The following is a 23,001-nucleotide window of genomic DNA, read 5'->3' on the forward strand; positions in this document are numbered from 1 at the left end:
CATTTAACGGAAGCTGGCGGCCGACGCGAGGGGCGGGTATGACGGAAGAATGGCAAGAGCCAATGAATCCACACGGGACTGTGGGCGTGGGCGTTATGGACGGCTCCTACAGCGACCTTGCTTCCGCCGATGCCATAGGTCAAGAAGTGCAGCGCTATCTGGCTCGCTCGGGCCTCACGGTGGCCCCAACACCGTTCAACCCCACCGGGAGCACCACGGGTGAATTTCTAACTGCCGTTGCAACTGGGCTGGTTGCCGATGTGCTCGTTCACGTATGGAAACAGATGCGAGTCGCCCTCGCTTCCCGGGCCGACGAGAAACTCGACAGGCGACTGAGCTCTCATAAAAAAGAGTGCTACGTCCACATAAGGGACAGAAGGGGCGACGATAGCGACGCAGTTCAACTTCTTCTTATGCTCCCAGGCCTCAACGCGCATTTGACTGAGGTCTTCCCCAACCGTCTGTACTCGTTTGTCATCTTTTCTGCCACCAGGTCAATCGATTCGGTGCAGATCAATTTGACTGATTATGACGGGCTTAGTTGGACAGTCCGGAAGATGGCAAAGGTGCTTCTTAAGGGTACTTCCAGTCAATTCGTTAGTCTCTATCTTCAGGATGGCCCCTTTGGATCGAAGAGGGTCGCCTACAACTACGTGTAAACGATGGCCGCATTCATTTAGCCAAGTATCGGTACAGTGTCGCAACGGAGACGCCTACAGCATCCGCAACTTCTTTGGGTGACATAACGCCAGCGGCGTGTAGTTCCTTGGCTCGGGTGATCTTGGGACTGTCCAGCAGGGCAGGCCTGCCACCGTTGCGGCCGCGTGCCCGGGCCGCAGCAAGTCCAACATGAGTGCGCTCAAGGATGAGGTCACGCTCATACTCAGCCAGTGCTCCGAAGATGCCCAACATGAGTTTCGCCTGGGCCATGTTGCCGTCCGTGCTGAGCATGGGGTTGTCCAGCACCCGCACGCCGATACCGCGAACAGCTAACTCCTGGAACAGGTGAACCAGATTCCCCAGGGACCGGCCCAACCGCTGAACAGGTCACCGAGGAGGAAACCGAGGAAGCCGAGACCCCGAGCAAAAACCTGGTGACCTCAGCTGCTATCCCCACACGGGAAGCGGAAGTCACTGCGCGGCTCGGCAAAGCGGATGTGCAGTAGGCCAGGGGGCGTGTGGATCTAGGTTCTGGTCCCGGGTGGAAACCCGGGCGTAGCCGATGCGGCGCGTAGTCGTGGGTTTTCTCTTCTCAAAACTCCGTTCGGCGTCTCAGTTCGACCTTACAGATTCGAGAACTATTTGTGAGAACCAAGGTGCGGCTTGAGTGATCGACCCGACATTCTCGATTCGATTTGTTCTCGGAATCCTTCGTTTGTGAGACGCAAGTTTGCCGGAGGTTGGGCGGGCCTTAGTCCAGCGACTACAAGGGAGGCCCCTTAGCGAGGCCTCCCTTGTGCTCTACCCGTTTACGGGATGACGTAAATTACGTTCATGAGGATCTGCCCGATAGTGATATTCCCTGCATTTCCACTACGGCTGGATGCGCAAGCCTCAATCCACAAAGGCAGCTTGGGCTGACTGCTGCCATACAGCACGTTCAGCTGATCCGCTGTAGCGAGTTGGTATCCGTCTAAGGGGACGCTCGCGTCAGGGGAGCCACACTGAGAGTACAGCTTTCCGGGCTTCATGACGTGCATGATCCAATCTGGACCAACCACGTATTGAAAGGACTTGACGTAGGCGCCAGCAGGAAGATTGGGGTTCAAGTAAATCCGCCAATGTACTGGTGCGTCGGGGAAGTAGGTCGGCTGGACAAAGTAGCTCTGGGTCACTTCCGTTGGCGGTGGCGGTGCCGACTGAGTCGTCACGCGGACTTGCTCGGTATAGCTGGTGCCGCCATCGTTCTTCACTCTGAGGTAGTAGTAATAGTCGGTAGCCGGTGTCAGACCGCTAATTGTTGTGGTGTAAATGCCGCTGAGAGGCCCCCAGGACCGAATTGTCGTGTCGTCCCCTCTGGCCAACTCGTATGCGGTCTCTGTTGTGGATATGTCCGTCCACGTGAGGGTGACAGTTGTGGGAGAGTCGCTGCGGGCCTTCAGGTCGGTGGGCGCGGCAGGCCTCCGGATCTTGGTGGTGCCGCAGGCTTCATTGCTCGGCTCACTCTCGCCCTTGGAGTTTGAGGCGGCGACCCTGACACAGTAGTACCGCTCCGGGAGCAAGTCTCTGGCATAGGTGAACATTCTTCCGTCGTAGATCTGAGCAGGCACCTCTCGATTCAGCACCCAGGGTGCATCGCCTGCCCGTTTCGTGTAAACCTTGTAGCTCCAAGTCCATGAACTTGCGGTTTCGAACTTGAACTCAATGCTGCTGTCCCATATCCGGTCTATCGTCATGTTGAAAGGCTTCGCAGGCAGTGCCGGTGCAGCACATTTCTCTCCGGTTGTCTGTCGGCCCGCGTCGTTTACGGCGCTGACCCTATAGCAGAAGACGCGGTTCTCAGGCAGACCTTTGATCATTTGGGAATATCGCTTACCGGTCGGGGGCGCCGCGGGATCGAAGGTTGTCCACGTCTTCACCCACGGCTTGTTAAAGCCGTCTTTAGTCTCGATTTCGAAGTATTTTTCGTTCGTTGAAGCGTCCGTCCAGGTCAGCTCGTTTGCATCGGTGAAGATGCGTGTGGCGGTGAAATTCGTCGGGGGTGCTGTGGGTGGTGTCGCGGCCAGCGCCGGAGGCGTGGAAACGAGCAGGAACGCCGCGGCCACGGCCAGACAGGTGATCATGGCCGCGATGGGACGGCTGGCTCCCGGGGGTAGAGAGCCGCTGGCTAAGGCCAAATGCGTGCGGGTATGGAATGGTCGTGTGCTAATGAGAGGCATGGTTGCATCGCCTAATTGTTGTAGTGCTCTGACGGGGCTTCAGCCTGTGCACAGGAGAAGCAAAAATGCTGCGGGAAGAGAAGCTCAAGAGAGAGCTGCTTACGTGCAGGTGGTAGGCGGCAGGTATCGCCTTAAGTTTGTTGTGCTTGCGAGTGCGAGCTCGAACTACTGTCTGGTCTGTCTATGAATTGATTTTGGTTTGACCACTGGCTTGCTCCTTATATAGGGCCCTCCGACGTGGATGGGCGTGAGATCCTGAACCACTAGTTGCAGGCTTGATCCACCGGGATAGGCCGGCTATTTTCGCGTCTCGTATCGCTGTCAACCCGAGCAGTGCGTCCACAACTTCTGACCCTTAATCTGGTCGCGGTAATCAGTGTGGACAGCGGTGCTTTTCGTTTTCTAAGAGTCGCGCGGAGGGCTTAAGCGGTCCTTAACCCATCGCGTTGGCTGATTGCCCGAACTTGTCCAGTCGGGCGGCTGCACAGGTCGGCCGCGTCGGCCCCAACGCATGATCATGCGAGTGGACCGCATCACATCCTTGCCCGGCAACATACTTCGGTTGAAGACCGGCTGTTATGCCTTGGTCTAGCAGCTGCTCGGTCGGGTTACTGCTACACCGAAGCGGTGACCTAGACCTCTGCGTGCCGCAGAGGCATGATGGGGACGAAGTGGCACTGTTCAGTTTCCGAGCAGGTGTCCGGGAACGGCTGCTGGGGCAGGCGTCGCCCAGACTGTGTGCTTTGCTGGGCCGGCTTCCCGTGGCCGGTCGGTTCGGTGAGGGATGTGCGTGCGATGGGTGCACTTTCGATACGAGTCTTGGGCCCGCTGGAGGTCGTCGTCAACGGTGCTCCGGTCGCAGTGGGTGCTGCTCAGCAGCGGATTGTGCTGGAGTGTCTGGCCTTGCGGGCAAACTCGGTGGTGTCATCTGATTTCTTGATCGAGGCAGTCTGGGGTGACCACCCGCCCGCGAAGCCGGGCCCGCAGTTGCAGGTGTATGTGGCGAATCTTCGCCGCCTGCTGGATCCCGATCGGTCCAGGGGCGTAGCTTCCCAGCGGCTGGCCAGCCGGCCCGGTGGTTATGTGCTGGGTGTGACCGATGATGAGCTGGATCTGCTGCGGTTCCATGCGTTGGTTGACGCCGGTGAGTTGGCTGTGCAGGCTGGTGCTTTGGCTGATGGTGCAAAAAGTCTCCGCGAGGCAGCGAAGCTTTTTACGGGGTCGGTATTTCCTGACCTGGCTGATATCGAGCTGTTCCGCCCGGAACTGGACAAGCTGGAGGAATGCCGGCTGGATGTCTACCAAGACCTGATTGAGGTCGAGCTCGCGCTTGGTCGGCACGGCGCCTTGGTGGGCGACTTACAGTCGTTGGTGGCCAATCATCCGTATCGGGAGCGGTTCTGGGCATCCCTGGTCCTGGCCTTATACCGTTCTGATCGGCAGGCCGATGCGCTGGCGACCTGCCGTGAGGCCCGTCGCGTCTTCATTGAGGAGTTAGGTATCGACCTAGGTCCACGCCTGAGGCAGTTGGAACGGTTGGTGCTGCAACAGGATGTGTCGCTCAACGCGCCCGCCGCTGATGGGCATCGTCGAATCAAGCAACGACTGGATAACCTTCCTGCCGACTACACGCCATTAATTGGGCGGGAATCCGAGCGAGATGCCCTCTGCTCCTTGTATTTGACCGAAGGCTGCAGGCTCGTTACCGTCACTGGTCCTGGCGGGACTGGCAAGACCCGACTGGCCCTGGCAGCAGCGAGGGAGCTAGGTGCGCGAATGCAGGATGGCGTCTGCTGGGTCAACCTCGCCCCGCTCACTCAGACCCAGCAAGTGCCCGGCACCATAGCGGCTGCGCTTGGAGTGGAGGACCTGGCTGGCGTCGACACGGTAAAGGCCGTGACTGGATTCCTGCGCTCCCGCCGGCTGCTGTTGGTCCTGGATAACTTCGAACAGCTGGAAGAAGCGTGGCCGGTTGTGTTGGATATGCTCACCGCCGCACCCGGCCTGCGTATCCTGACCACGAGCAGGCGCCCTCTCGGACTGCGCGCCGAGTACGAATATGAGCTTGAGCCGTTGGCCCTGCCTCCGCTCGACCCGCCCCTCCCGCCGCCCTTGCTGCAGGAAGTACCAGCAGTGAAACTTTTCCTAATCCGCGGCCGGGCCGTCCATCCACAGTTCCGCCTCGACAGCAACAATGCCGCGATCGTGGCTCGGCTGTGTCACCGCTTGGACGGCCTTCCACTCGCAATCGAACTGGCCGCAGCCCAATTGCGGCATCGCAGCGAACGCGAACTCCTCAACGACCTGGAAGTAAGTCTTGCCGCCCTGCCGGCAGCCTTCCGCGATCTTCCGGATCGCCAGCGCACCCTCACCGCAACGATCGCGTGGAGTTACCGGCTGCTCAGCGAAGATGAACGGCAACTTTTCGATCAGCTTGGCGTCTTCGCCGCGGACCCGACGATAGCAGCAGTCAACAGCGTGCGTGGGCTGGCTCCTCACGCAAAGTCGGCTACCGAAGACCTTCTGACCGTTCTCGCGCACCACAGCCTGTTGCGTCGGTACACCGACCCAACCGGAGCAGATCGAGTATCCATGCTCCAGGCGATTCGTGAATTTGCCCGCGACCACCTCAGCTCGCGTGGCGACGCGGCAACCGTGTGGTGCCGCCACGCACAGTTCTACCTCAGGCTGGCCGAGGCCGTCAGCCCGCAGCTGTGGGGCCAGGATCAGGTGGACGCCTTCCGGTTGCTGCACGCCGATGCCCCGGACCTGCGCAGAGCGCTGTTGTGGGCCACCTCACCGGACGGCTCGACTGATTTGGCGCTGGGGCTGGTCGGACACCTTTGGCACTACTGGGAGCTCACTGGGGACGTGGCCGAGCAATGCGAGATCGCCCTGAAGCTGGTCGCCTGTGCATCCGATGCTCCGCCATCCCTCACAGCTCCAGCGCTAAGTGGAACGGCCACCTTATGCTGGTTGCTAGGCCGCCGCGAGGAGGCCGCAGCCCTTCATGAGCGGTCGCGCCAGGTATTCCAAAGTGCCGGCAACTATCAAGGCGTCGCCTGGGCGACGATGTGCCTAGCGACGCAGGCCGCCGAGCGAGACGACACGGCCACAGCTAAACGTCTCGCTGAAGAAGCACTGTCGCTGCCGCATGCCAGCCCCCGCACCCGCGTTGCTGCTTTGATTATTCTGAGTCTCTTGGCGCACTACGCCGGTGACCACGCCCAGGCCCTTGACCTCTGCCGCGAATGCGTCGAACGTGCCCGCCCGCTTGGCGATCGAGCGCTCCTCGCGAACACCTTAGTTAACCTGGCCGACAGCATAGAACAAGCCGGTGACTACGACACCGCAGAACAGTTGCTGTATGAGGCACTCAGCGAGGCCCTCGAACTTGGCGGCCAGGGCAATCTTGTGGCTTACCTCGAGTCACTTGCCGACCTCTATGTTGAACAGCACCGCGTCGAACAGGCCATCCGCGTGCTGGCGGCCGCCGACGCTCACCGGACAGACCGAGGGCATCCGCTCTATCCCGCAGAGCAGCGACGCATCGAATCGATCCTCACCAAAGCACGCACAGAGGTCGGCCCGATACCCTTCGGCCTAGCATGGGCAGGTGGACACGCACTGACACTCACTCAAATCGTCAACGAGGTGATCCACGCCAAACGCAAACATGAGAGCCGGCAACAGGAACCTCACGGCAAACAATACATTCGTTCAACTTCCGACCTGCCAAAGGCCAAGGACCTCAACCCGGCACCCTGGTCCTGACACTCTCCGAATCTCAAAGAGCCACAACTGTTGCAAGAAGGCACCAGCGCCCGAGGATTCTCGATTGGAGGTTTTCCTTGAAATCCTTCGTTTTCAAGAATCTGCATAGCCCGTCCGTGGAGCTTCTCGCTATTGGTATTAGCTCCTATCATCTGTTCATGGGGATCGAGGATGAACTGCACAAACATCTGCAAGCGCTAACTCGAGACCGGACTGCTCACTGCACAGGACATCTACTCCGCGCCGCTTCAAATGGAAGCGCGAGGGCCATCAAAGTTGCTATCGGCATACTTACTGTGGACTCACTCCTGACCGGGTGCTCCAGCCCACCACCGGACAAGCCGTTCATCGAGGACATTCGCGCTAACGCGTCCTTCTTCAGTACCTATAGTGACGAGTCCTTAATCGAACTCGCCCATTACATTTGCGAAATGCGGCGCGACGGCGTCTCATACGGTGAGATTCGCAACGGGCTCATAAAGCCTGACGATACCCCCGAGTTTGAGGTGCAGGTGGCGTTCGTCTTGGCTAGGTCAATCAGCCACTACTGCCCGGATCAGGCTCCTTAGTTCACGTTCAGGGAGATTCCGCACCCCCGTCCTCCCCTGAGGCCCGAGTCATGCGGGGCGGGGACTGCCCGACATTCCACGCTTCCATATTGAAAGAACTGGGACACCGTCGACAGCGAGGGCCGCCGAAGCCCGGACCAACCGAAAGCGGGGTCACTTCGCCATTCACCAGCTTGGCAGCGCAGATTCGTCGCGGTGTCCAAACCACTGTGCACAGATATGGTGAAGACCATGACAAGCCCCACACCACACGAGGACTCGCTGCTGGCACTGGCATTCTCCCTCCGGGCCAATCCAGGCGCTTATTCAGTACTGGTCGGGGCCGGCGTTTCGGCCGCCAGCGGTATCCCGACCGCCTGGGGAGTGATGACCGATCTCATCGATCGTCTTGCAGTTCTCATGGGCGAAGAGGAGCCAGCTGAACACGAACGATGGTACACAGAACGTTACGGCGAGCCCCTGAGCTACCAGTCCATCCTGGAGAAGCTCGCCCCTGCACCTCTGGAGCGCCAACGACTCCTGCGATCCTATTTCGAACCGGCAGACCCGGCGTCGTCAGCCAAGCAGCCAACGCTCGCCCATCGTGCCCTCGCCCGGCTGGTGAAGGCGGGCATCATCCGCGTTCTCGTCACCCTGAACTTCGACAGGCTCATTGAACAAGCTATCCGCGCCGAGGGGATGGAGCCCACTATCGTCGCGTCCGCCGCCGACGCCGAAGGGCTCGCGCCTCTTCACACGCTGGATTGCTGTGTGGTCCATCTCCACGGGGACTACCTGAATCCGTCAACAATGCTAAACACCGTCAACGAACTCGCGTCGTACGAGCCGGCAATGCTTGACCTGCTGCACCGGATCCTGGCTGATTATGGACTGATAGTCGCTGGCTGGTCCGGGGTCCATGATCCAGCCCTGATTGACGCGATCAAGACGCAATATCCGGGCCGTTACACACTTTCCTGGGTTGAGCCGGGTACCCAGGAACAACGGGCGGCCGAGTTTCGGACGCTCAAGAAGGGCGCGTTAGTGCCCACTGACGCCGACACGGCATTCGGGTTCCTGGCTGACTCCGTCGCCGCGCTGAACAGTCGCCGGGCACGTCATCCCCTAACGGCCACGGTTGCCTCGGAAACAGCGAAAAGGGAACTGTCAGGCCAGTGGGTCGCCATCGGTCTCCACGACCGTCTGTCCACAGAATTTGAGGCACTTCACCGGCTGCCCGAGTTTCCCACTGCCGATAATCCGCAGGAAGCCCCCGACGGGTACGCAGCGATGCTGGACCGCATAGAAGAAGCCAGCAAAGTACCTGTGGCACTCGTTTGTGCCCTCGCCTACTGGGGCGATGAAAAGACCGACGTCTGGTGGACCGACGAAATCGAGCGGTTCAGCAGGCAACTGCGTGCCGGCGGGTGGACAAAGCTGCTCAAACTCCGGCTCGTTGCAGGCTCTGCCCTTTATTACGCCGCCGGGATCTCCGCTGTCGCTTCAAAACGGTACGGCCTGCTTGCCCAACTGCTCAGCCGTCAACGCTCCAACCCTTTCAACGACCGGCAGGAAAGGCTTGCAGAGGTGCTCGAAGCTGACGGGGCACTCGATGGCAGCCCGCCACGGCTGTACAAGTTCCTTCGGCCTCTTCTTTCGGAGTCGCTTGTAGCCGGATCCGAGCGGCTGGAAGACGCCTGGCAAACCTTTGAGGTGCTGCGAATGGCTGTGCTGGTTATCAACCACCCGGAGTTTAGGGAGTTGCTGAGCCAGCTTGAAGCAGACCGAATGGAGGTATACAACGCCCAATTCAGCCTCGAAGGTGCTGAACAATCTGGAGGGGACGTCAAGCATTGGCGGAAGGTCCATGCGGCAGCGGTTCAATCATGTGACGACACTTTGGGCCGGATGGGGGACCTAGCAATAGTTCGCAGACCTCATATTTTGGCCACTGACTATGTAGCCGGTCAGCGGTGGAAGTCCCCCGTGGCGGATCGACTTGCCTCGGAGTTGATCGCTGAACGCAACGATCATCCTTTGATCAGGGACGGCGTAGCAGACAGTGCATTGGGACTGTCTACCGGGCTCATGGTCGTGAGTCTGGCCGTTGGCCGCAGGGCAAGTGAACTGTCCTGGAAGGGTGCTGCCGGCGGAATGGGACCCGACGAACTTTGGATTGATTCCGCATCGCAAGCGTAGCTTATAGAGAGTTCTACAGGGTTCTAAGGAAATACTGATTTGTCCATAGAAGTTGCTACGTTTGGTTAATGCAGCTCGAACTGAATCCGTATAACCCTGGCTCCGGAGCGCAACCAATGCACCTCGCGGGCAGAGACGCCGAGATTGCGGCGTTCGATCTACTGATCGTGAGAACAAAGAAGCACCTGCAGGCACGCCCCATGATCCCTCTCTGGCCTGCGGGGCGTTGGAAAAACGGTCCTTCTGCGGCGATTGAAGGGACTGGCTGACCATCACGGGTGGATCACCATCAAGCTCGAAGCGCGCAGAGGGGAGAGCGCCCAACAGGAAGCCCGGAAAGTCCTTGCGGCCGAACTGCAGAGCGCTGCTCGGCGTCTGGTACCTCTCCTGCAAGCTGGAGACTATGTCCGGAAGGCGCTGTCGACGGTTACCTCGTTTACTGCAACAGCCGGCGTGAAGGGAATTTCGCTGGGTGTGGGCGTGGATCCGACCAGGGCATCCACCGGCCACCTGGAGATCGATCTGAAGGACCTGGTCGAAGACCTCTCCACGGCGCTCAAGAAGCAACGCACCGGTTTTGTCATCTTCATCGACGAAATGCAGGACCTCGACGACGAGCTGCTGGGGGCGCTGATCGCGGCCCAGCACCATGCCAACCAGGAACAGCTGCCATTCTTCGTCGTCGGCGCCGGACTTCCGAACCTGCCAGGCCGGCTAGCCGAGATCCGCAGCTACGCGGAACGGGCGTTCGACTACAGAATCATAGGCAAACTCAGTCCGGACGCGACCCGGGATGCTTTCACGCAACCGGCAAAGTCGGTCGGCCAGCACTACTCCCACGAAGCTTTGGAACTCATGATGGAAGCATCGGGGATGTACCCATACTTCGTACAGGAATTCGGTAGCGCCATGTGGGAATCCGCGCTCAAGAGCCCCTTCACCCCCGAGGACGCAGAGGCTGCAATTACACTGGGCCGCGAAAAACTGGACGCAGGCTTCTTCGTCGCCAGATGGCAACGGGCGACCAAGGCCGAGCGCCGATTCCTTCACGCAATGGCACAGGACGGAGAAGGGCCCTCCAGCACCGGTGACATCGCATCAAAGATGGGGAAAAAGCCCACGGCTCTGGGGCCCGCCCGGGCAACACTCATCGATAAAGGCTTGATCTATTCTCCGGAATACGGACACGTTGCGTTCACTGTCCCGGGGATGGCAGGCTTCATCGCCCGACAAGAACTACTTGACGAGGCTCCCCGGGCCGTGCCAGAAAGTAGGCCTGAGAGCAGCAAGCGTCAGGACGAACGGGGCAAACCGGACAGCGTGGACGAGTGAAAGTGGAGGGCCAGACTAAAGGGCCGATCCTTCGCTGATGGTGCTCAGGAACGTTTCGGGAGGCTCCTGGGGTACGGTGATCGACCGGCTAACGGGCAGTGGTGCGGGGCAGTCTGCATTTCGACGGCCACTTTGTGCTGGCAGCCATAACCGGGGTCTGTCGGTCCTTCGTGTGAGACTGTGATCGTGATTGAGCGAGCAGTGGATTTTCAACGCCTCCGTTGGATGCGATGCGGGACTTGTAGCAATGAGTGGCATGCAAACGATGAGTGGTTGGGCCGCTTCCACCAGCGAGATGAAGCCTGTCTGAAGTGCGGCACCAACTGCGAGGCCGAGGGGCGGCCCGATTTCTGGGCTGCGCAAGACGACCCCTCTCACGATGACTCGAAAGTGCGTGAAACGTTCTGGTATCACTCGTCAACGCACCCGAACTGGCCCGATCGAGCCTTCGACCCAACCGCTACCATTACGGACGTCACCAAACGAAGATTGCGAGGAACCAGGTCCGACGGGAGAGGGCTTGAGCGCTGGGCTGCACGTCAGAAGGCTAAAGCCCTTCATCTGGGCACCTACGAGGCGGCGATCGAGAACATGTTCAGGCGGATGACTGACCAAAACGGTACCGACGAGCAGTTCTATCTATACCGGGTTCGCCTACGCAGCCACGCCTCCATCGAACCAGGGGTGCATCCGGAGCGTGCCAACATAATGGGCGACGTGCAGCTGGCCGAACTCGGCGCAGCTGGCAGTGACATACTTCGCTATGTAAACACCCATGAAGACCCCTCAAGTGTCTCTCTCGCGGTCAGGCTTGAAGCGATTCTCGCCGTGCAGGTGCTCCCTATTCCATTGCCGGTCAGTGCGGGAGATGCTTGGGTGAGCGCCGCGGCGACACGACTGTTAGATGCGGCGTCGCGGCCGGCACCAGAGCCAAAAACCAAGCTCGAACGCATGCAGCGGCACAGGCCCTCGGCGCTTTCTATAGAAGCGTCCAAGCTGGAAGAGGAAGTCGCTGATAGGTTGCCGTTCGGGCTTCGCGACAGGTTTCATCGGCTCTTTGATGAAAAAAACCTGACGGCGGAGCCGGCTGCATTCCCTTCGAAGTTGATTGGTTTGGCTGCGCTCGTCAACGATCCACTCGTGGTTCTCGAATTGCTCGAAACCGTACCGTGGAGAGAGGTCTGACTGCGATTTGATCTAGTGCCGCAACGCCCGGTGACGGATCCCCTTCCGGACATACCGTGGCTGTGCAGACGACTTTGGACATTTCGTGCAGGCGACTTCGGAAAATGACAAGTGCGCGTCTTTCAGGAGTACGCGTCGGGGGCTACCCAGGCGAGGGCACGGTGGAAGGACTGCTTGGATTACCTGCAGCCGGGCAACGTACTCCTGGTCGCGGACCTGACCAGGCTAGGCCGCAGTACCTCTGACCTCGCGGACATCGTCACAGTGCTGGGTCAGCGGGGGATAGGCTTCCGCTCCCTGGCTGAACCTTGGTTGGATACGACTAGCGCCCGCGGCAAGCTCATCTTCGACATGTTCGCTTCCCTGGCGGAATATGAACGATCACGTTTGTCGGAGAGAACAAAGGCTGGGCAGCCGCAGCGAAAGCGCGTGGCCGGCTCGGCGGCCGCCCGCGATCAATGACTCCAGGCAAACTGGAAACTGCCCGGCAGTTGCGCAACGAAGGAAAGACATTGAAAGAAACTGCTGACCGGCTTAGCGTCAGCGTTTCATCACTGACTCGGGCTCTCAGCAGAAACGAAGTCCCAGACGTCGCATCCGAACCCGCCTAGCGGCCCTGCACGCTGGCCAGAGGTCGGGTTACTGTAGCGACCCCATCAAAGGACCGTTTCTCTTCTGTGGAGAAGAGACCACGTGAGACACATTGTTGAGACAAGGTAGTCCGCGGGCTGAGTTGATCCGCTAACGAAGCTGGCTGTTCCGTCCTGGTTAACGATCGTTTGTGGGGACTCGCCGAAGGCACTTTCACCTCGCTGGAAGCTCGTCGGCAAGCGGCAAGGCCGGTACTTTGCCACACCTTGCTCTGGCACTTAGCCCTGCAGTTGATCCTCAAGTGCCACTGCTACTGCTTCAAATTCGGCGAGGGCAGCCGCTAAGTCCTCAACAATTTCTCGCGCGATGACATCGGGTGAGGGGAGGTTGTCGAAATCTTCGAGTGACTCATCCTTGAGCCAGGAGATGTCCAGGTTGGCCTTGTCACGGGCGACGATCTCGTCGTATGTGTATGACTTCCAGCGCTCGGACTCGCTGCGTGCCGCGCGGTTGCCGGGCATGTACACCGACACAAACTCGTCGAGGTCGGCGCGGCGTAGCGGGTTCTGCTTAAGCGTGAAGTGCTTATTCGTCCGCAGGTCATAGACCCACAAGCGTTCTGTCCAAGGTCGCCCGGGACGGGCGACCTTCTTGTCGAAGAAGAGCACGTTGGCTTTCACGCCTTGCGCGTAGAAAATGCCAGTCGGGAGTCGCAGCATCGTGTGCAGATCGAAGTCGGTAAGCAGCTTGCGCCTAATCGTCTCACCTGCGCCGCCCTCGAAGAGCACGTTGTCGGGCAGGACGACTGCTGCACGACCATTGGTGTCGAGGATTGTGGCGATGTGCTGAACGAAGTTGAGCTGCTTGTTGCTGGTGGTGGAAACGAAGTCTTGGCGCTCGATCTCCCGGTCCTCTCGGACCTCACGGCCGTCAGCGCCGATCATCGTCAGTGAAGACTTGCGCCCGAAAGGCGGATTCGACAGCACGACCGACCACCGCTTCCCTGGGTCGGCGATGAGGGAGTCGCGCACCTCGATGAGGGAGTTTCCGTTCGAGGCGCCCATGCCGTGCAGCAGCAGGTTCATTGCGGCAAGACGCGCGGTGCCGTCCACCAGCTCGTAACCGGTCGCGAATGTGTCACGCAAGTGATCGCGCTGTACTGGGGTCATAGCCTCCGCGCCATGTGAGGCGTGCTCATGAGCGACGAGGAGGAAGCCGCCGGTGCCGCATGCGGGGTCGACGACAGTATCGGCAACGGTGGGTTGGACGACATCGACGATTGATTGAATCAGGGCGCGCGGTGTGAAGTACTGCCCGGCGCCGGAGCCTTTGTCCGACGCTCCCTTGGACAGCAGTTCCTCGTATGCGTCACCTTTGATGTCTGTTCCTGCCTGCGACCACTGTTCCTTGTCGATTAGGTCGACGATCAGCCGACGCAACTTGGCTGGGTCTTGGATCCGGTTCTGCGCCTTGCGGAAGATTGTGCCTATGACTCCTGGCTCGCGGGCCAGTCCGACAAGTATCTTGGTGTAGGTAAGCTCAAGCTGGTCGCCTTGGCTGTCGAGCAGCCGCTGCCACGAGTAGGCCTCAGGCAAAATCCGTTCGGGGGCGAGCTTCCGAGTCTCGCGCTCGTGCGCCATCTTGAGGAACAGCAAGTAAGTCAACTGCTCGGTGTACTCAATGACTCCTACACCGTCATCTCGCAGCACGTCACAGTAGGACCACAGCTTGTCAACCAGTCGCCTAGCATCAGTCATCGCTTAATCTCCTGTTGACTGTAGTGAGTTGATCCAACCTCGCAAGGCATCGAAGGACTTAAGGTAGTTCTCGTCGAGCCGATAAAGCCTATAGGCCTGGTCTCCCTGGACGCAGGCGATCCGCCCGTCACCGAGTAGCGGTCCGACATCAGATGGCTTCCGGACCGGTACGGCTGCCGCTCAGCTTCCCGCTGAACGCCGCCGCCAGGATCGCTCCCCGCAGGGCACGCGATCGGTCTATAGATGAAGCGACCACAGCGTCCATCCGATCAATGGCCGCGCATGTCGCTCGGTGCGTCTCCATCCGTTGCCTTTGAACGGCGAGGGGGGGAATGCTCAATGAAACGGTCGATCGAAATCGGCCCAGGCTGACCTTCTTCTGAGCCACGCCGCTTGTGATTGATAGCATCTGGCGCCGCACGCTTGACGCGGAGAGCGCAAGCGCCACGAAGTCAGGATCGTGTTCGAGGCTCGGCCGAAGCCTGATGATGTCCGCTGTGATTACGGCTGGTTTCCCTCGATAAACTGCCGTGTCCCCCGGTGGATCTCCCATCTTGGTGATCACGACGTCGCCCTCAACAACGCGGTGGGATGACAATTCAGCCGCCTTATTGGGATCGATGAATTTCGGTTCGAGGGCGAAGTCGCGCGCCCTCACATTCCGGACGAACACCAGTGGAGTTCCCTCAGCTCGATAATCACGAGTCGTCAGATTGCTGCCAAACGGGCCAATGACAATTCCGGTTCTGTCTCCATCGGTAATGTGGTCGACAGACAATTGCCGCCAGCTCTCGTCACTGGGAGCCACTGCAATTTCCTGACTCGCCTGCCGGAGAGCGGCGAGGCGGCCGCGAATCTGCTCCAATTGGTCTCTTGCGGCGTCGAGGCGGGAAAGATGGTCTTCGAGGATCTCCACAATCCGTCGTTGCTCAGATAGGGAGGGAATCGGGAGTTTGAACGCGCGAAGCCGGGGCACCTCAATGGATGCCACGGTTGTCCCTGCCTTGCGCGTGGTGCGAAGCAGTTGACTTTCGAACGCCCGCAGTCCCCACGCGATCCAACGAGCGTCGACGTCGTCGTTGGGTGAGATGGCCTTCATGTCCTGATTGAGCGTGGTTTCGAATGGCACCATTGCGACCGGCAGGGTTCGCTCGAGGATTCCAGAACGCACCACGAGTGCAACAGAGTTTGCAGGGACCGGACGTACCACTGAGCCAGTGACTGCCGCCGGAGTGATGTGATCCTTTGTGTTGACTAGCACGGCTGGTCCCATATCCTTCGGGCTGAGCCACGGGATTGACCCGTTGTCCCAAAACTCAGGCCGAGATTTCGATGGCGTACCGCCGCCATACCATTGGCCGACGTCTTTGAGTGGCCGCTGCTCCCAACTCATGCGGTGAGCTCCATATTGAGGTCGTCGAGAAGTATGCCAGCTCGGTCGCCGAGGTCGCGCAGGGCTCCGTCGACGCCGCCGCGTTCGGTGAACGGTGCTTCGTCGAGGTCTTCGGCGGTGATGCCTGCAGAGGCTGCGATCACTTCAACCATGCGGTCCAGCCACCACCTTTCTTTGTGTGAGAATTGGGTGCCGTGCTGTTCTTGCTGAATCAGCCACCCAGCGTATCTCTCACGAACACGGTCGGCGTACGGAACCAGCTCGTCATCAACACCGACCGTATAGCGTAGCAGTGCTACTAAGTCGGTGAGGGTGTGCCGGTCACTGTGCCGCACGCGACCAGCGTGCAGCGCCTCGTAGGCATTCCAAATAAGGTCGGGGGTCCAATGGTGCGGAGGCCGGCTTATTCGGTCAGCTAGCTCTTGGATGTCGGCGAAAGCGATACGCCGTTCCCGTGCTTCACCAATCAGCTGAATCGCTGTGATCTCGTCGCGGTGCTCGTCGAGGTAGGCCCGCCAGGATTCCACAATCGAGCGGGCGCGGCTTGTGTCGATAACACCGCCGGCTGCGACGAGAGTGTCGGCATTGACCTCGTCTATAACCCGGTCGTGGGTAGCTCGCAGTTCGAGGATGCGGTTGCGGAGCTCGGGGTTCGCGGCGAGAGGTTTGATCGCATCATCCAGGGTTCTCTGTATTGCTGCGGCCTGGTCGGGTGCGCCCGCTGTCGCCATCGCTTGAGTGTCCGGGTCTACCGCGTCGACCAGCCTCCGCACGATATCTTGCATCGGCGTGCCGGCCACGGCATCGAGCTCGTCGCGCTCAGCTGGGGTGAGGTCGAGCTCAAGTTTCGCGAGCCGCGAGGCGAGCGTAGCGGTTTCGTTCTCGGTGAGGGAGAGCGTGGCCGCCTTGTCGAGCAATTTCTTGAGCGAGATGCCTTTTTCCCGGTTTAGCGGCGGGTCGACGAAGTCGTGCTCGGTCACTCCAACGGCGTCGACGATGACGAACCGGGCCTTGGTCGCTGCGTCAGGTGTGACGGACTGGAAGTCCGCGGGAGCGATGGTGCGGGCGCCGCGGCCCTTCATCTGCTCGAAGTACTGCGCCGATCGGACGTCGCGCATGAAGAACACGCACTCCAGAGGTTTGACGTCGGTGCCGGTAGCGATCATGTCGACGGTAACCGCTATGCGGAGGCTGGGCGAGGTGCGGAAGGCCTGCAGCTGACCCTTGGGGTCACGCGCGTTGTAAGTGATCTTTGCGGCGAAGTCGTTTCCCTTGCCGAAGACCTCACGCACTGTGGTGACAATTTCCTCGGCGTGCGCGTCGTCCTTGGCAAAGATCAGAGTCTTGGGCACTGTGGAGCGGCCCGGGAAGATCTCGGTGAATAGCCGGTCGCGGAAGGTTTCCAGTACCAACCGGATCTGGCTCTTTGCGGTGACTGCGCGATCGAGTTGCTTGTGCGTGTATTCGTAGTCTTCTTCTATCGCCTCAAGGCGCTCCTTGCGGGTGCGGCGATCGACCTTTGGCACTATCGTCCCGGCTTCGATGCGGGCGCCGTGCTCGGAAATCTCGGTGCGGATCCGATAGAGGTCGAAGTCGACGTTGACACGATCTGCGACCGACTGCGGGTAGGTGTATTCAGACACCAGGTTCTGTCGGAAGAACGCGAAGCTCTGTTTGCCGGGAGTGGCGGTCAGCCCGACGACATGGGCGTCGAAGTACTCGAGAACGCCTCGCCATACGCCGTAGATCGAACGGTGTGCCTCGTCAACGATCACCAGGTCGAATGTCTCGGGTTCTAGCTGGGAGTTGTAGGCCACGGTGATCGGGGCGTCGGGCACGAAGTCGTCCAAACCGGGGTCGTCACCGGGCGTTACCTCCCTGCCTTGAAGGGCACTGTAAACGCGCTGGATCGTGGAGATTACTATGTTGGTGCTTCCGAGCATGCCGGCACTGGTGAGCTTGTTGACGTTGTAAATTTCGGTGAATCGTCGCCCGTCACCTGGGGTCTGGTAGTTCTGAAACTCCGCAAGTGTCTGGTCCGCGAGGTTGTTGCGGTCGACCAGGAACAGGATCCGCTGGAACCCGCCAAACTTCAGCAGACGGTACGAGCTGGTGACCGCGGTGTAGGTTTTGCCGGCGCCGGTCGCCATCTGCACGAGGGAGCGGTCGTGGTGTTGCGCAGAGAGCGACTGCTCGATTCCTTTGATGGCGGTGATCTGCGCCGGGCGCAGTGCAACTGTGTCCAGTGCAGGGAGTTGCTGGACCTTCGCGCGCCACGTCGGCGCGTCCGGGTCAGCCTCTGCGTCGCGCAGTATCCGGGCCAGTGTCTCCGGCTTGGGGAAGTTGAACAGTCGCCGTGAGCGGGGATCGGGGTCGTAGCCGTTGGTGAAGTGGGTTTCGGTGCCGCTTGCTTCGAAAGTGAACGGCAATCGGCCGGCGTGGGTCAGGGCCTTGAGCCGTACGTGGGGTGGGAGTCCGTCGGCGTACATGGCGGATTGCCACTCCACGCCGCTCAATGTTGTGCCCTCTGGTTTTGCCTCGATCACGCCGACAACACGCTGATCAACGTACAGCAAATAGTCCACACGGCCATGACCGGGTTTCATGACGACTTCACGGCAGGCAACGCCTTGAGAGGCGAACAGGTTCAGCTGCCTTTTATCCTGTACCGACCAGCCCGCATCGTTGAGTTGTCGGTCGATGAGCACGCGCGCACGTGCCTCCGCTGCTAGCCGCTCCGCATCCCCCTGCTGCATATTCATAATGTCATGCAGATTACCGCGTGACCCCGCAGCGGTGCCCGAGGTGAAGTTGGAGTCTGGTGTGGTCAAGAGCGTGTCCTTCGAAGGTGTGGTGTTCCTAGTGTTCCTAGGAACACCCCTGGCATGTCTCTGGGCTTTCCTTGGAGCAGCCTAATCTGCGCGGTGGTCGACATCACGTGATTCGGACGGTTCCAGCGGCAATTGCTTCGACAAGATTCTGGCGGGTATTGGTGGCAGCGTTGAGGACGGCGTGGGCCGCCGCGTGGAGGTGGCGTATTTCCGCGAGCCGTGCCAACACCTTGTCCTGTTCCTCCAGCGTCAACAGTGGGATCTTGATGTCCTGAAGACGGATACGTTGGATCCCGCTACCTGTTGCCTGCGCGTGGTTGCTGGATGTCGCCAGGAACTCGGCGAGGAATTGTGGTCGGATTACGGAATCGCTTGTCAGTCGGAGGAGTTGGAAACTCGAACTAAGTAGCGCCCGCCCGCCTTCAGAGTCCATGCGTGCTGCCAGTCCGCCCATGTTTTGGACGAGGATGTCGCCGGGCCGGGTGATGACATGAGCGCCTTCGAGGATGCTCAGGTTAATGCGTTTTGATTCCACTTCGCCGCGAATCCATCGACCAGTAACTACTGGCGTGCCCTCGCTGCTGTAGTCAGTCTCGCGGACGCGCTCGTTGGCCTTGAGGACCATCACACTTCCGGCCTTCACGAGGTCGGAAACCGAAATCAGCTTCGGAGCCTGTGCAGCAGCAGCCAGGGAGGACGCATTGAGTTTGTCCAGCGGTTTGGTCTGCATCACCGCTCGATGGAGCTCCTCAACGTTGGCGCGCACTTCTTCCACAGCCGGCGCTGCCTCCGTGGAAGAAAGCCACCGCTGCGGCGTAAGGTTCGCGTCGTCTGCGAGAATCTCGGCGATGGTGAACGCTCCGGCCGGCAGCTTGGTCGGCACCAAGCGACTGTCGCGCCAACCTTGAAGTGCATCGGCAACGGCATCAGCATTTACGTCTGTGCTGTGACGCAGGTCAATTAGCAATACCCGCTCCGGGTCGCTCGTTTCATGAGAGCGCGCCAAGACCCACAGGTTCAGGGGGATCTGCGTCTGAGTGGCGAGCCCGCCGGGCAGCGCGACGACTGCCTCGACGGTCCTGTGCTGCAGCATGGCAGCTCGGATCCGGCCGGCTGGTCCGCTCTGGAAGGCGCTGCCCGCAGGCTGTAGGACGAAAGCGCGCCCCTGGCTGCCGAGGTACCACAGCGCAAGCTGAAGCCATGCAGTATCCATGCTCGACTTTGGCGGGGTTCCATAGGGCAGACGTGGGTCTAGGTAAAGACGTTCGTGTTGATGGTAGGAGGCATTGTAGGGGGGATCCATGACCACGACCTGCGCGAGTCCTGGTTCGAAAAGGTCGTTTTGGAAGACGTCTCCGGGTCGCACTCTCACGTTCTCGCGGGCAGTGACCAAGGCTCGCTGGTTCGCCTCCACGCAGGCTGCGACGCTGATGTCCTGGCCAGTCAGCGCGGTACGGCTCTTGCCCTGGCTGCCGACGGCTAGGAGCATGCGTCCGGAGCCGGCTACTGGATCGTGCACCGGGCCAGGAATGGTTTTTGCGACCGTCGCTACCAGGTTCACGAGGGCGGGGCTGGTGGCGTGCTCGTCGTAGCCGCGGCGTGCGGAATACGTCAAGTGGTCCTGGAAGGAGATGAAGGCTTCGCCTATACGGGTGGCGTCGAAGCTACTGAGGGCGTCTAAGAACCGGGTGAGTAGCCCGGAGCGCCTCTCCATTTCTTGCAACAGCCTATTGCTCATTCCGCTACCAGCGACTGCCTCAAAGAGAGGGTGGCGCTCCGGGTGGGAAGCCTCATAAGAATGCATGCCGTGCTGGATCCGGCGGATGAGGTCGCCTTCGGATCCAACTTCACGCAGGTTCGGCCACCAAGTTTCCGCTGGCAGTGTTTCGTCAAAACCAGGGGAGTTGGGGTCCGAGACGTACCGCCAGCTGATCAGCGCGCTGGCAAGCCCGCCCAGTTCTTCGGGAGGCGCAATACCGCGCCATAGGTCCATGGCGCTCCATATTGTGCGGTCGAACGACAGATCCTTAATCTCTTTGCCGTTGGCATTAAGCCAGGCACGGATTTCGGTTGCGTCAAAGCGTGGGCTTGCCGCACTGCCGGCGACGGGTTTGGGGAAGTCGTCATGGCGTTGGCGCCAGTTACTGACAGTGGAGCGACCTACGCTTGCTAGTTGGGCAACGTCGCTGGCGGAGAGTGTGAGGGTGTTCTTGGGGGCGCTCATGCAGCCTTCTTGTTTGTGCGGAACAGATTGATGACGTTGGCGGGGACGGGTGACTTGAGCAGCATGAGGTCAGGGCCTGCGACCAACCGCATCCTATTTGAGAACCCCGTGTCGGGCCGGATAACGATGACCTGTACGCCCTCGGCTTTGAGGGCTGCAACTGCATACGCGAAGGCGTGGTCTCCCGACGCCAAGACAACGCGGTCGTAGTGCCGGCAAACGCCATGAAGGAGCGCTTCGCCACTGAGGCGGGCCAGTCGCTGCAAAGGCCCCTTGGACTGGTCCTGGTCGTTCCTGCGTTTGCGGTTCTTGTAATTGGTCATACCCTTTCTATGCCGCGAGTTGGCCGACGGGTGTGGGAAGGCTTGATTGGACGGCAACTTGAGGCTCGATCACAGGCAGAATGTGGTGAGCCTCGCGTATCAGGGGTGCCACTAGCCCACGTTTGTTGTTTTGCCGGGCAGTGCGGTCCATGCTGGGACTTCGCATATCGCGGCTCTTCCCTGCCTAGCGCGATGGGCTGGCTAGACTCCTCAGCATGCCTTACGCGCCGGAATTAAAGAGTGTTGTAGCCCGCTACGCAAAGAGTCTCGCCGTCCCCAACGGGCTTCAACAGCTGCATGTGAGGAAAAAGCACAGGCCTGAGGCTAAACACATGGCACTGGGACCGGCCATAGTCCTGACATCCGTGTCCGCTTTCGAGGGATTTCTAGAGGAATTTATTGCCGTCGTAGGAGCCAAACGAGGACTGAGCTTCGCTCAGATTGCCAAACTGGCGAACACCAATTCTCCGTCCCTTCGGGACTTTGAAAAGAATCTGGTTTCCCAACTTGGGAACTGGTCTCCAAATACCTGGCGCAGCCAATTCGCTTTGACAGTGTTCTCGCCGCCTCAGCTGGGACAGAGCAACTGGCGGGCTGAAGTAGATATTTCCTGGGAACAGGCCCTTGACCAAGCGGATGGATGGTTGCAGGTCCGTCATTCACTGGCACATGGGCTAACGCGCGGTTACCTGTCCGAACACTGGCCGACACCTATGCGGCAGGGCCTTCACGCGTCTTCTGTGTTGCGGCCGCAGAAGGACAACAAATACTCCCTCACCCTTCATGGCGCTATTACCTGTGCCCGCATTTTCAGGCACTCCTCGGAGGCTTTGGTCACGCAGACTGCCATCGCTCTCGGGGAAAAGCCGCCGAGCTGGCGTGCTGTGCCAGCATTCCCACTCGCGGGAGCAGAACAGGAATAGCCCTGATCATTGTCGAGTCCTGTCGCGCGGGAAGACAACCGAAATTCTTCGGCCAGAGACTGGGCGCCACCTGTCTCATAACTAACGATGAGCACTCCATTTTTGCCTGAGGGTTACGAGACATAGTTACGAGAATTGCCCTCGCCCTCGTAGATCCCCAACTTCGGCGAGAAACGGTATCAGTGCAGGTGAGGCGGCCGCTCTCTCGTTGAGACGTCTCGAATCCCAAGGGTTTCGAGACGAGTTGGCGTGTAGCGCCAGGGCTCACCGGGAGTTTTGCGGGCGGGTAATCAGCAAGGGCCCGACGACATCCTTCTCGAGGCAAGTCCGTGAATCTCAGCGATTGAACGACCGGTGTTTAGCTCCTCCTCGGCCACATCACTTCAGCGGGTGCTCCGTGGATACGAGTCGCGGTTCGGCTTGTGCTGTAGCCATGGGCGTTCCCTGCCACATCTTGATGAACCGCGGCAGGCTCTTACCTCGCTCTAATGCAGAAGAGATAACGGATGGCGGCGAGGACGATTCTTTCCAAAATTGGATCATGTGCTGTTCAACGGGCGCCTCAACGACGAGGTCGAAGGCTGTGTCCCTGCCAATCGCGTGGAGCCGCGCACGGTAGCTGCCCCTTTCATCAGCCATGATAGCGCCTAGTTCCTTCATTCCCCGGCCGGCGGGTGTGTTGAAATACGCCCGACCCGCGGGGAGCATCAGGGACACCTCATGGATGTCTTCCCAGCCAGGAGAAATTGCCTCCGGGCGTGATTCCATGACCTCCACTGATAAGTGAATTGGTCCCGACTCCACACCGGTAGAGATTAAAGGGACCATCAAAGGAGTTTCCTGTCTCTCCCCTCGCATCGCAGCTTGCAAGGCGGCTGCAGGGTCTGCCGGAGGAAAAGGCTCAACAACAAAATCCACAGCATGGCCTGCTGCATGCATAACAAAAGCTGCTGACTGGATCACAAGCCCTTCCTTTCAAGGGAACGGGGACATTGAACGCTTCTGCTTCAACTACCCGCATTGGAACATTAAGGTCACCGGC

General features: G+C 59.8%; 17 protein-coding genes. 9 read left to right on the forward strand and 8 right to left on the reverse strand.

Annotated features, from left to right (window positions below):
* The first annotated feature begins 38 nt into the window (after positions 1-38).
* Positions 39-659, forward strand: a complete 621-nt coding sequence (locus FHJ30_RS05665) for a hypothetical protein (protein ID WP_139028339.1) — start codon at positions 39-41, stop codon at positions 657-659.
* 13 nt (positions 660-672) lie between these two features.
* Here FHJ30_RS05665 and FHJ30_RS05670 read toward each other — a convergent pair whose 3' ends face one another.
* Positions 673-1,035 carry a recombinase family protein gene (locus FHJ30_RS05670; protein ID WP_139028340.1) on the reverse strand — a complete coding sequence of 121 codons (363 nt, stop codon included), beginning with the start codon at positions 1,033-1,035 and terminating at the stop codon, positions 673-675.
* Between the two features lie 434 nt (positions 1,036-1,469).
* Entirely contained in the window at positions 1,470-2,783 is a 1,314-nt protein-coding gene (locus tag FHJ30_RS05675; RefSeq protein WP_139028341.1) for a fibronectin type III domain-containing protein, read from the reverse strand.
* A gap of 891 nt (positions 2,784-3,674) precedes the next feature.
* On the opposite strand from FHJ30_RS05675, the gene FHJ30_RS05680 reads away from it, so the two are divergent.
* The 7 genes from FHJ30_RS05680 (at position 3,675) to FHJ30_RS21625 (ending at position 12,528) form a co-directional block, all read left to right on the forward strand.
* A complete protein-coding gene (locus FHJ30_RS05680; protein WP_171058936.1) occupies positions 3,675-6,653 on the forward strand; it encodes a BTAD domain-containing putative transcriptional regulator in 2,979 nt (992 codons plus the stop codon).
* A 158-nt stretch (positions 6,654-6,811) separates the two neighbouring features.
* A complete protein-coding gene (locus tag FHJ30_RS05685) occupies positions 6,812-7,222 on the forward strand; it encodes a DUF732 domain-containing protein (protein ID WP_139028343.1) in 411 nt (136 codons plus the stop codon).
* Positions 7,223-7,441: 219 nt separating this feature from the next.
* The gene (locus tag FHJ30_RS05690; RefSeq protein WP_139028344.1) at positions 7,442-9,400 is read left to right on the forward strand and encodes an SIR2 family protein; all 1,959 of its coding nucleotides are present in this window, start codon (positions 7,442-7,444) and stop codon (positions 9,398-9,400) included.
* A gap of 252 nt (positions 9,401-9,652) precedes the next feature.
* Positions 9,653-10,732 carry an ATP-binding protein gene (locus FHJ30_RS05695; protein ID WP_240793606.1) on the forward strand — a complete coding sequence of 360 codons (1,080 nt, stop codon included), beginning with the start codon at positions 9,653-9,655 and terminating at the stop codon, positions 10,730-10,732.
* A gap of 273 nt (positions 10,733-11,005) precedes the next feature.
* Positions 11,006-11,917, forward strand: coding sequence for a hypothetical protein (locus tag FHJ30_RS05700; protein ID WP_139028345.1), 912 nt, complete (start codon positions 11,006-11,008; stop codon positions 11,915-11,917).
* A 174-nt stretch (positions 11,918-12,091) separates the two neighbouring features.
* On the forward strand, positions 12,092-12,379 hold the full coding sequence (locus FHJ30_RS21620; protein WP_240793607.1) for a recombinase family protein: 288 nt from the start codon (positions 12,092-12,094) through the stop codon (positions 12,377-12,379).
* On the forward strand, positions 12,376-12,528 hold the full coding sequence (locus tag FHJ30_RS21625; RefSeq protein WP_240793608.1) for a hypothetical protein: 153 nt from the start codon (positions 12,376-12,378) through the stop codon (positions 12,526-12,528). Before FHJ30_RS21620 ends, FHJ30_RS21625 begins: the two co-directional genes overlap by 4 nt.
* A 258-nt stretch (positions 12,529-12,786) precedes the next feature.
* Here the strand turns inward: FHJ30_RS21625 and FHJ30_RS05710 are convergent, their stop codons facing one another.
* From FHJ30_RS05710 to FHJ30_RS05730, 5 genes are all read right to left on the reverse strand, one after another.
* Positions 12,787-14,265, reverse strand: coding sequence for a class I SAM-dependent DNA methyltransferase (locus FHJ30_RS05710; RefSeq protein ID WP_139028346.1), 1,479 nt, complete (start codon positions 14,263-14,265; stop codon positions 12,787-12,789).
* A gap of 148 nt (positions 14,266-14,413) precedes the next feature.
* Complete coding sequence (locus tag FHJ30_RS05715) at positions 14,414-15,658, reverse strand: restriction endonuclease subunit S (RefSeq protein ID WP_139028347.1); 1,245 nt, start codon at positions 15,656-15,658, stop codon at positions 14,414-14,416.
* Positions 15,655-18,489, reverse strand: a complete 2,835-nt coding sequence (locus FHJ30_RS05720; protein WP_139028348.1) for a DEAD/DEAH box helicase family protein — start codon at positions 18,487-18,489, stop codon at positions 15,655-15,657. Before FHJ30_RS05720 ends, FHJ30_RS05715 begins: the two co-directional genes overlap by 4 nt.
* Positions 18,490-18,592: 103 nt before the next feature.
* On the reverse strand, positions 18,593-20,713 hold the full coding sequence (locus tag FHJ30_RS05725; RefSeq protein ID WP_139028349.1) for an N-6 DNA methylase: 2,121 nt from the start codon (positions 20,711-20,713) through the stop codon (positions 18,593-18,595).
* On the reverse strand, positions 20,710-21,036 hold the full coding sequence (locus FHJ30_RS05730; protein ID WP_139028350.1) for an NYN domain-containing protein: 327 nt from the start codon (positions 21,034-21,036) through the stop codon (positions 20,710-20,712). The genes FHJ30_RS05725 and FHJ30_RS05730 overlap by 4 nt, the downstream gene beginning before the upstream one ends.
* Positions 21,037-21,251: 215 nt before the next feature.
* Here FHJ30_RS05730 and FHJ30_RS05735 point away from each other — a divergent pair, with 215 nt between their 5' ends.
* Positions 21,252-21,959, forward strand: a complete 708-nt coding sequence (locus tag FHJ30_RS05735; protein WP_139028351.1) for a hypothetical protein — start codon at positions 21,252-21,254, stop codon at positions 21,957-21,959.
* Between the two features lie 378 nt (positions 21,960-22,337).
* On the opposite strand, the gene FHJ30_RS05740 is transcribed toward FHJ30_RS05735, so the two are convergent.
* Positions 22,338-22,922, reverse strand: a complete 585-nt coding sequence (locus FHJ30_RS05740; protein ID WP_139028352.1) for a hypothetical protein — start codon at positions 22,920-22,922, stop codon at positions 22,338-22,340.
* Positions 22,923-23,001: the final 79 nt, after the last annotated feature.

It is taken from the genome of Arthrobacter sp. BB-1, from assembly GCF_006151685.1.
Lineage (GTDB): Bacteria > Actinomycetota > Actinomycetes > Actinomycetales > Micrococcaceae > Arthrobacter.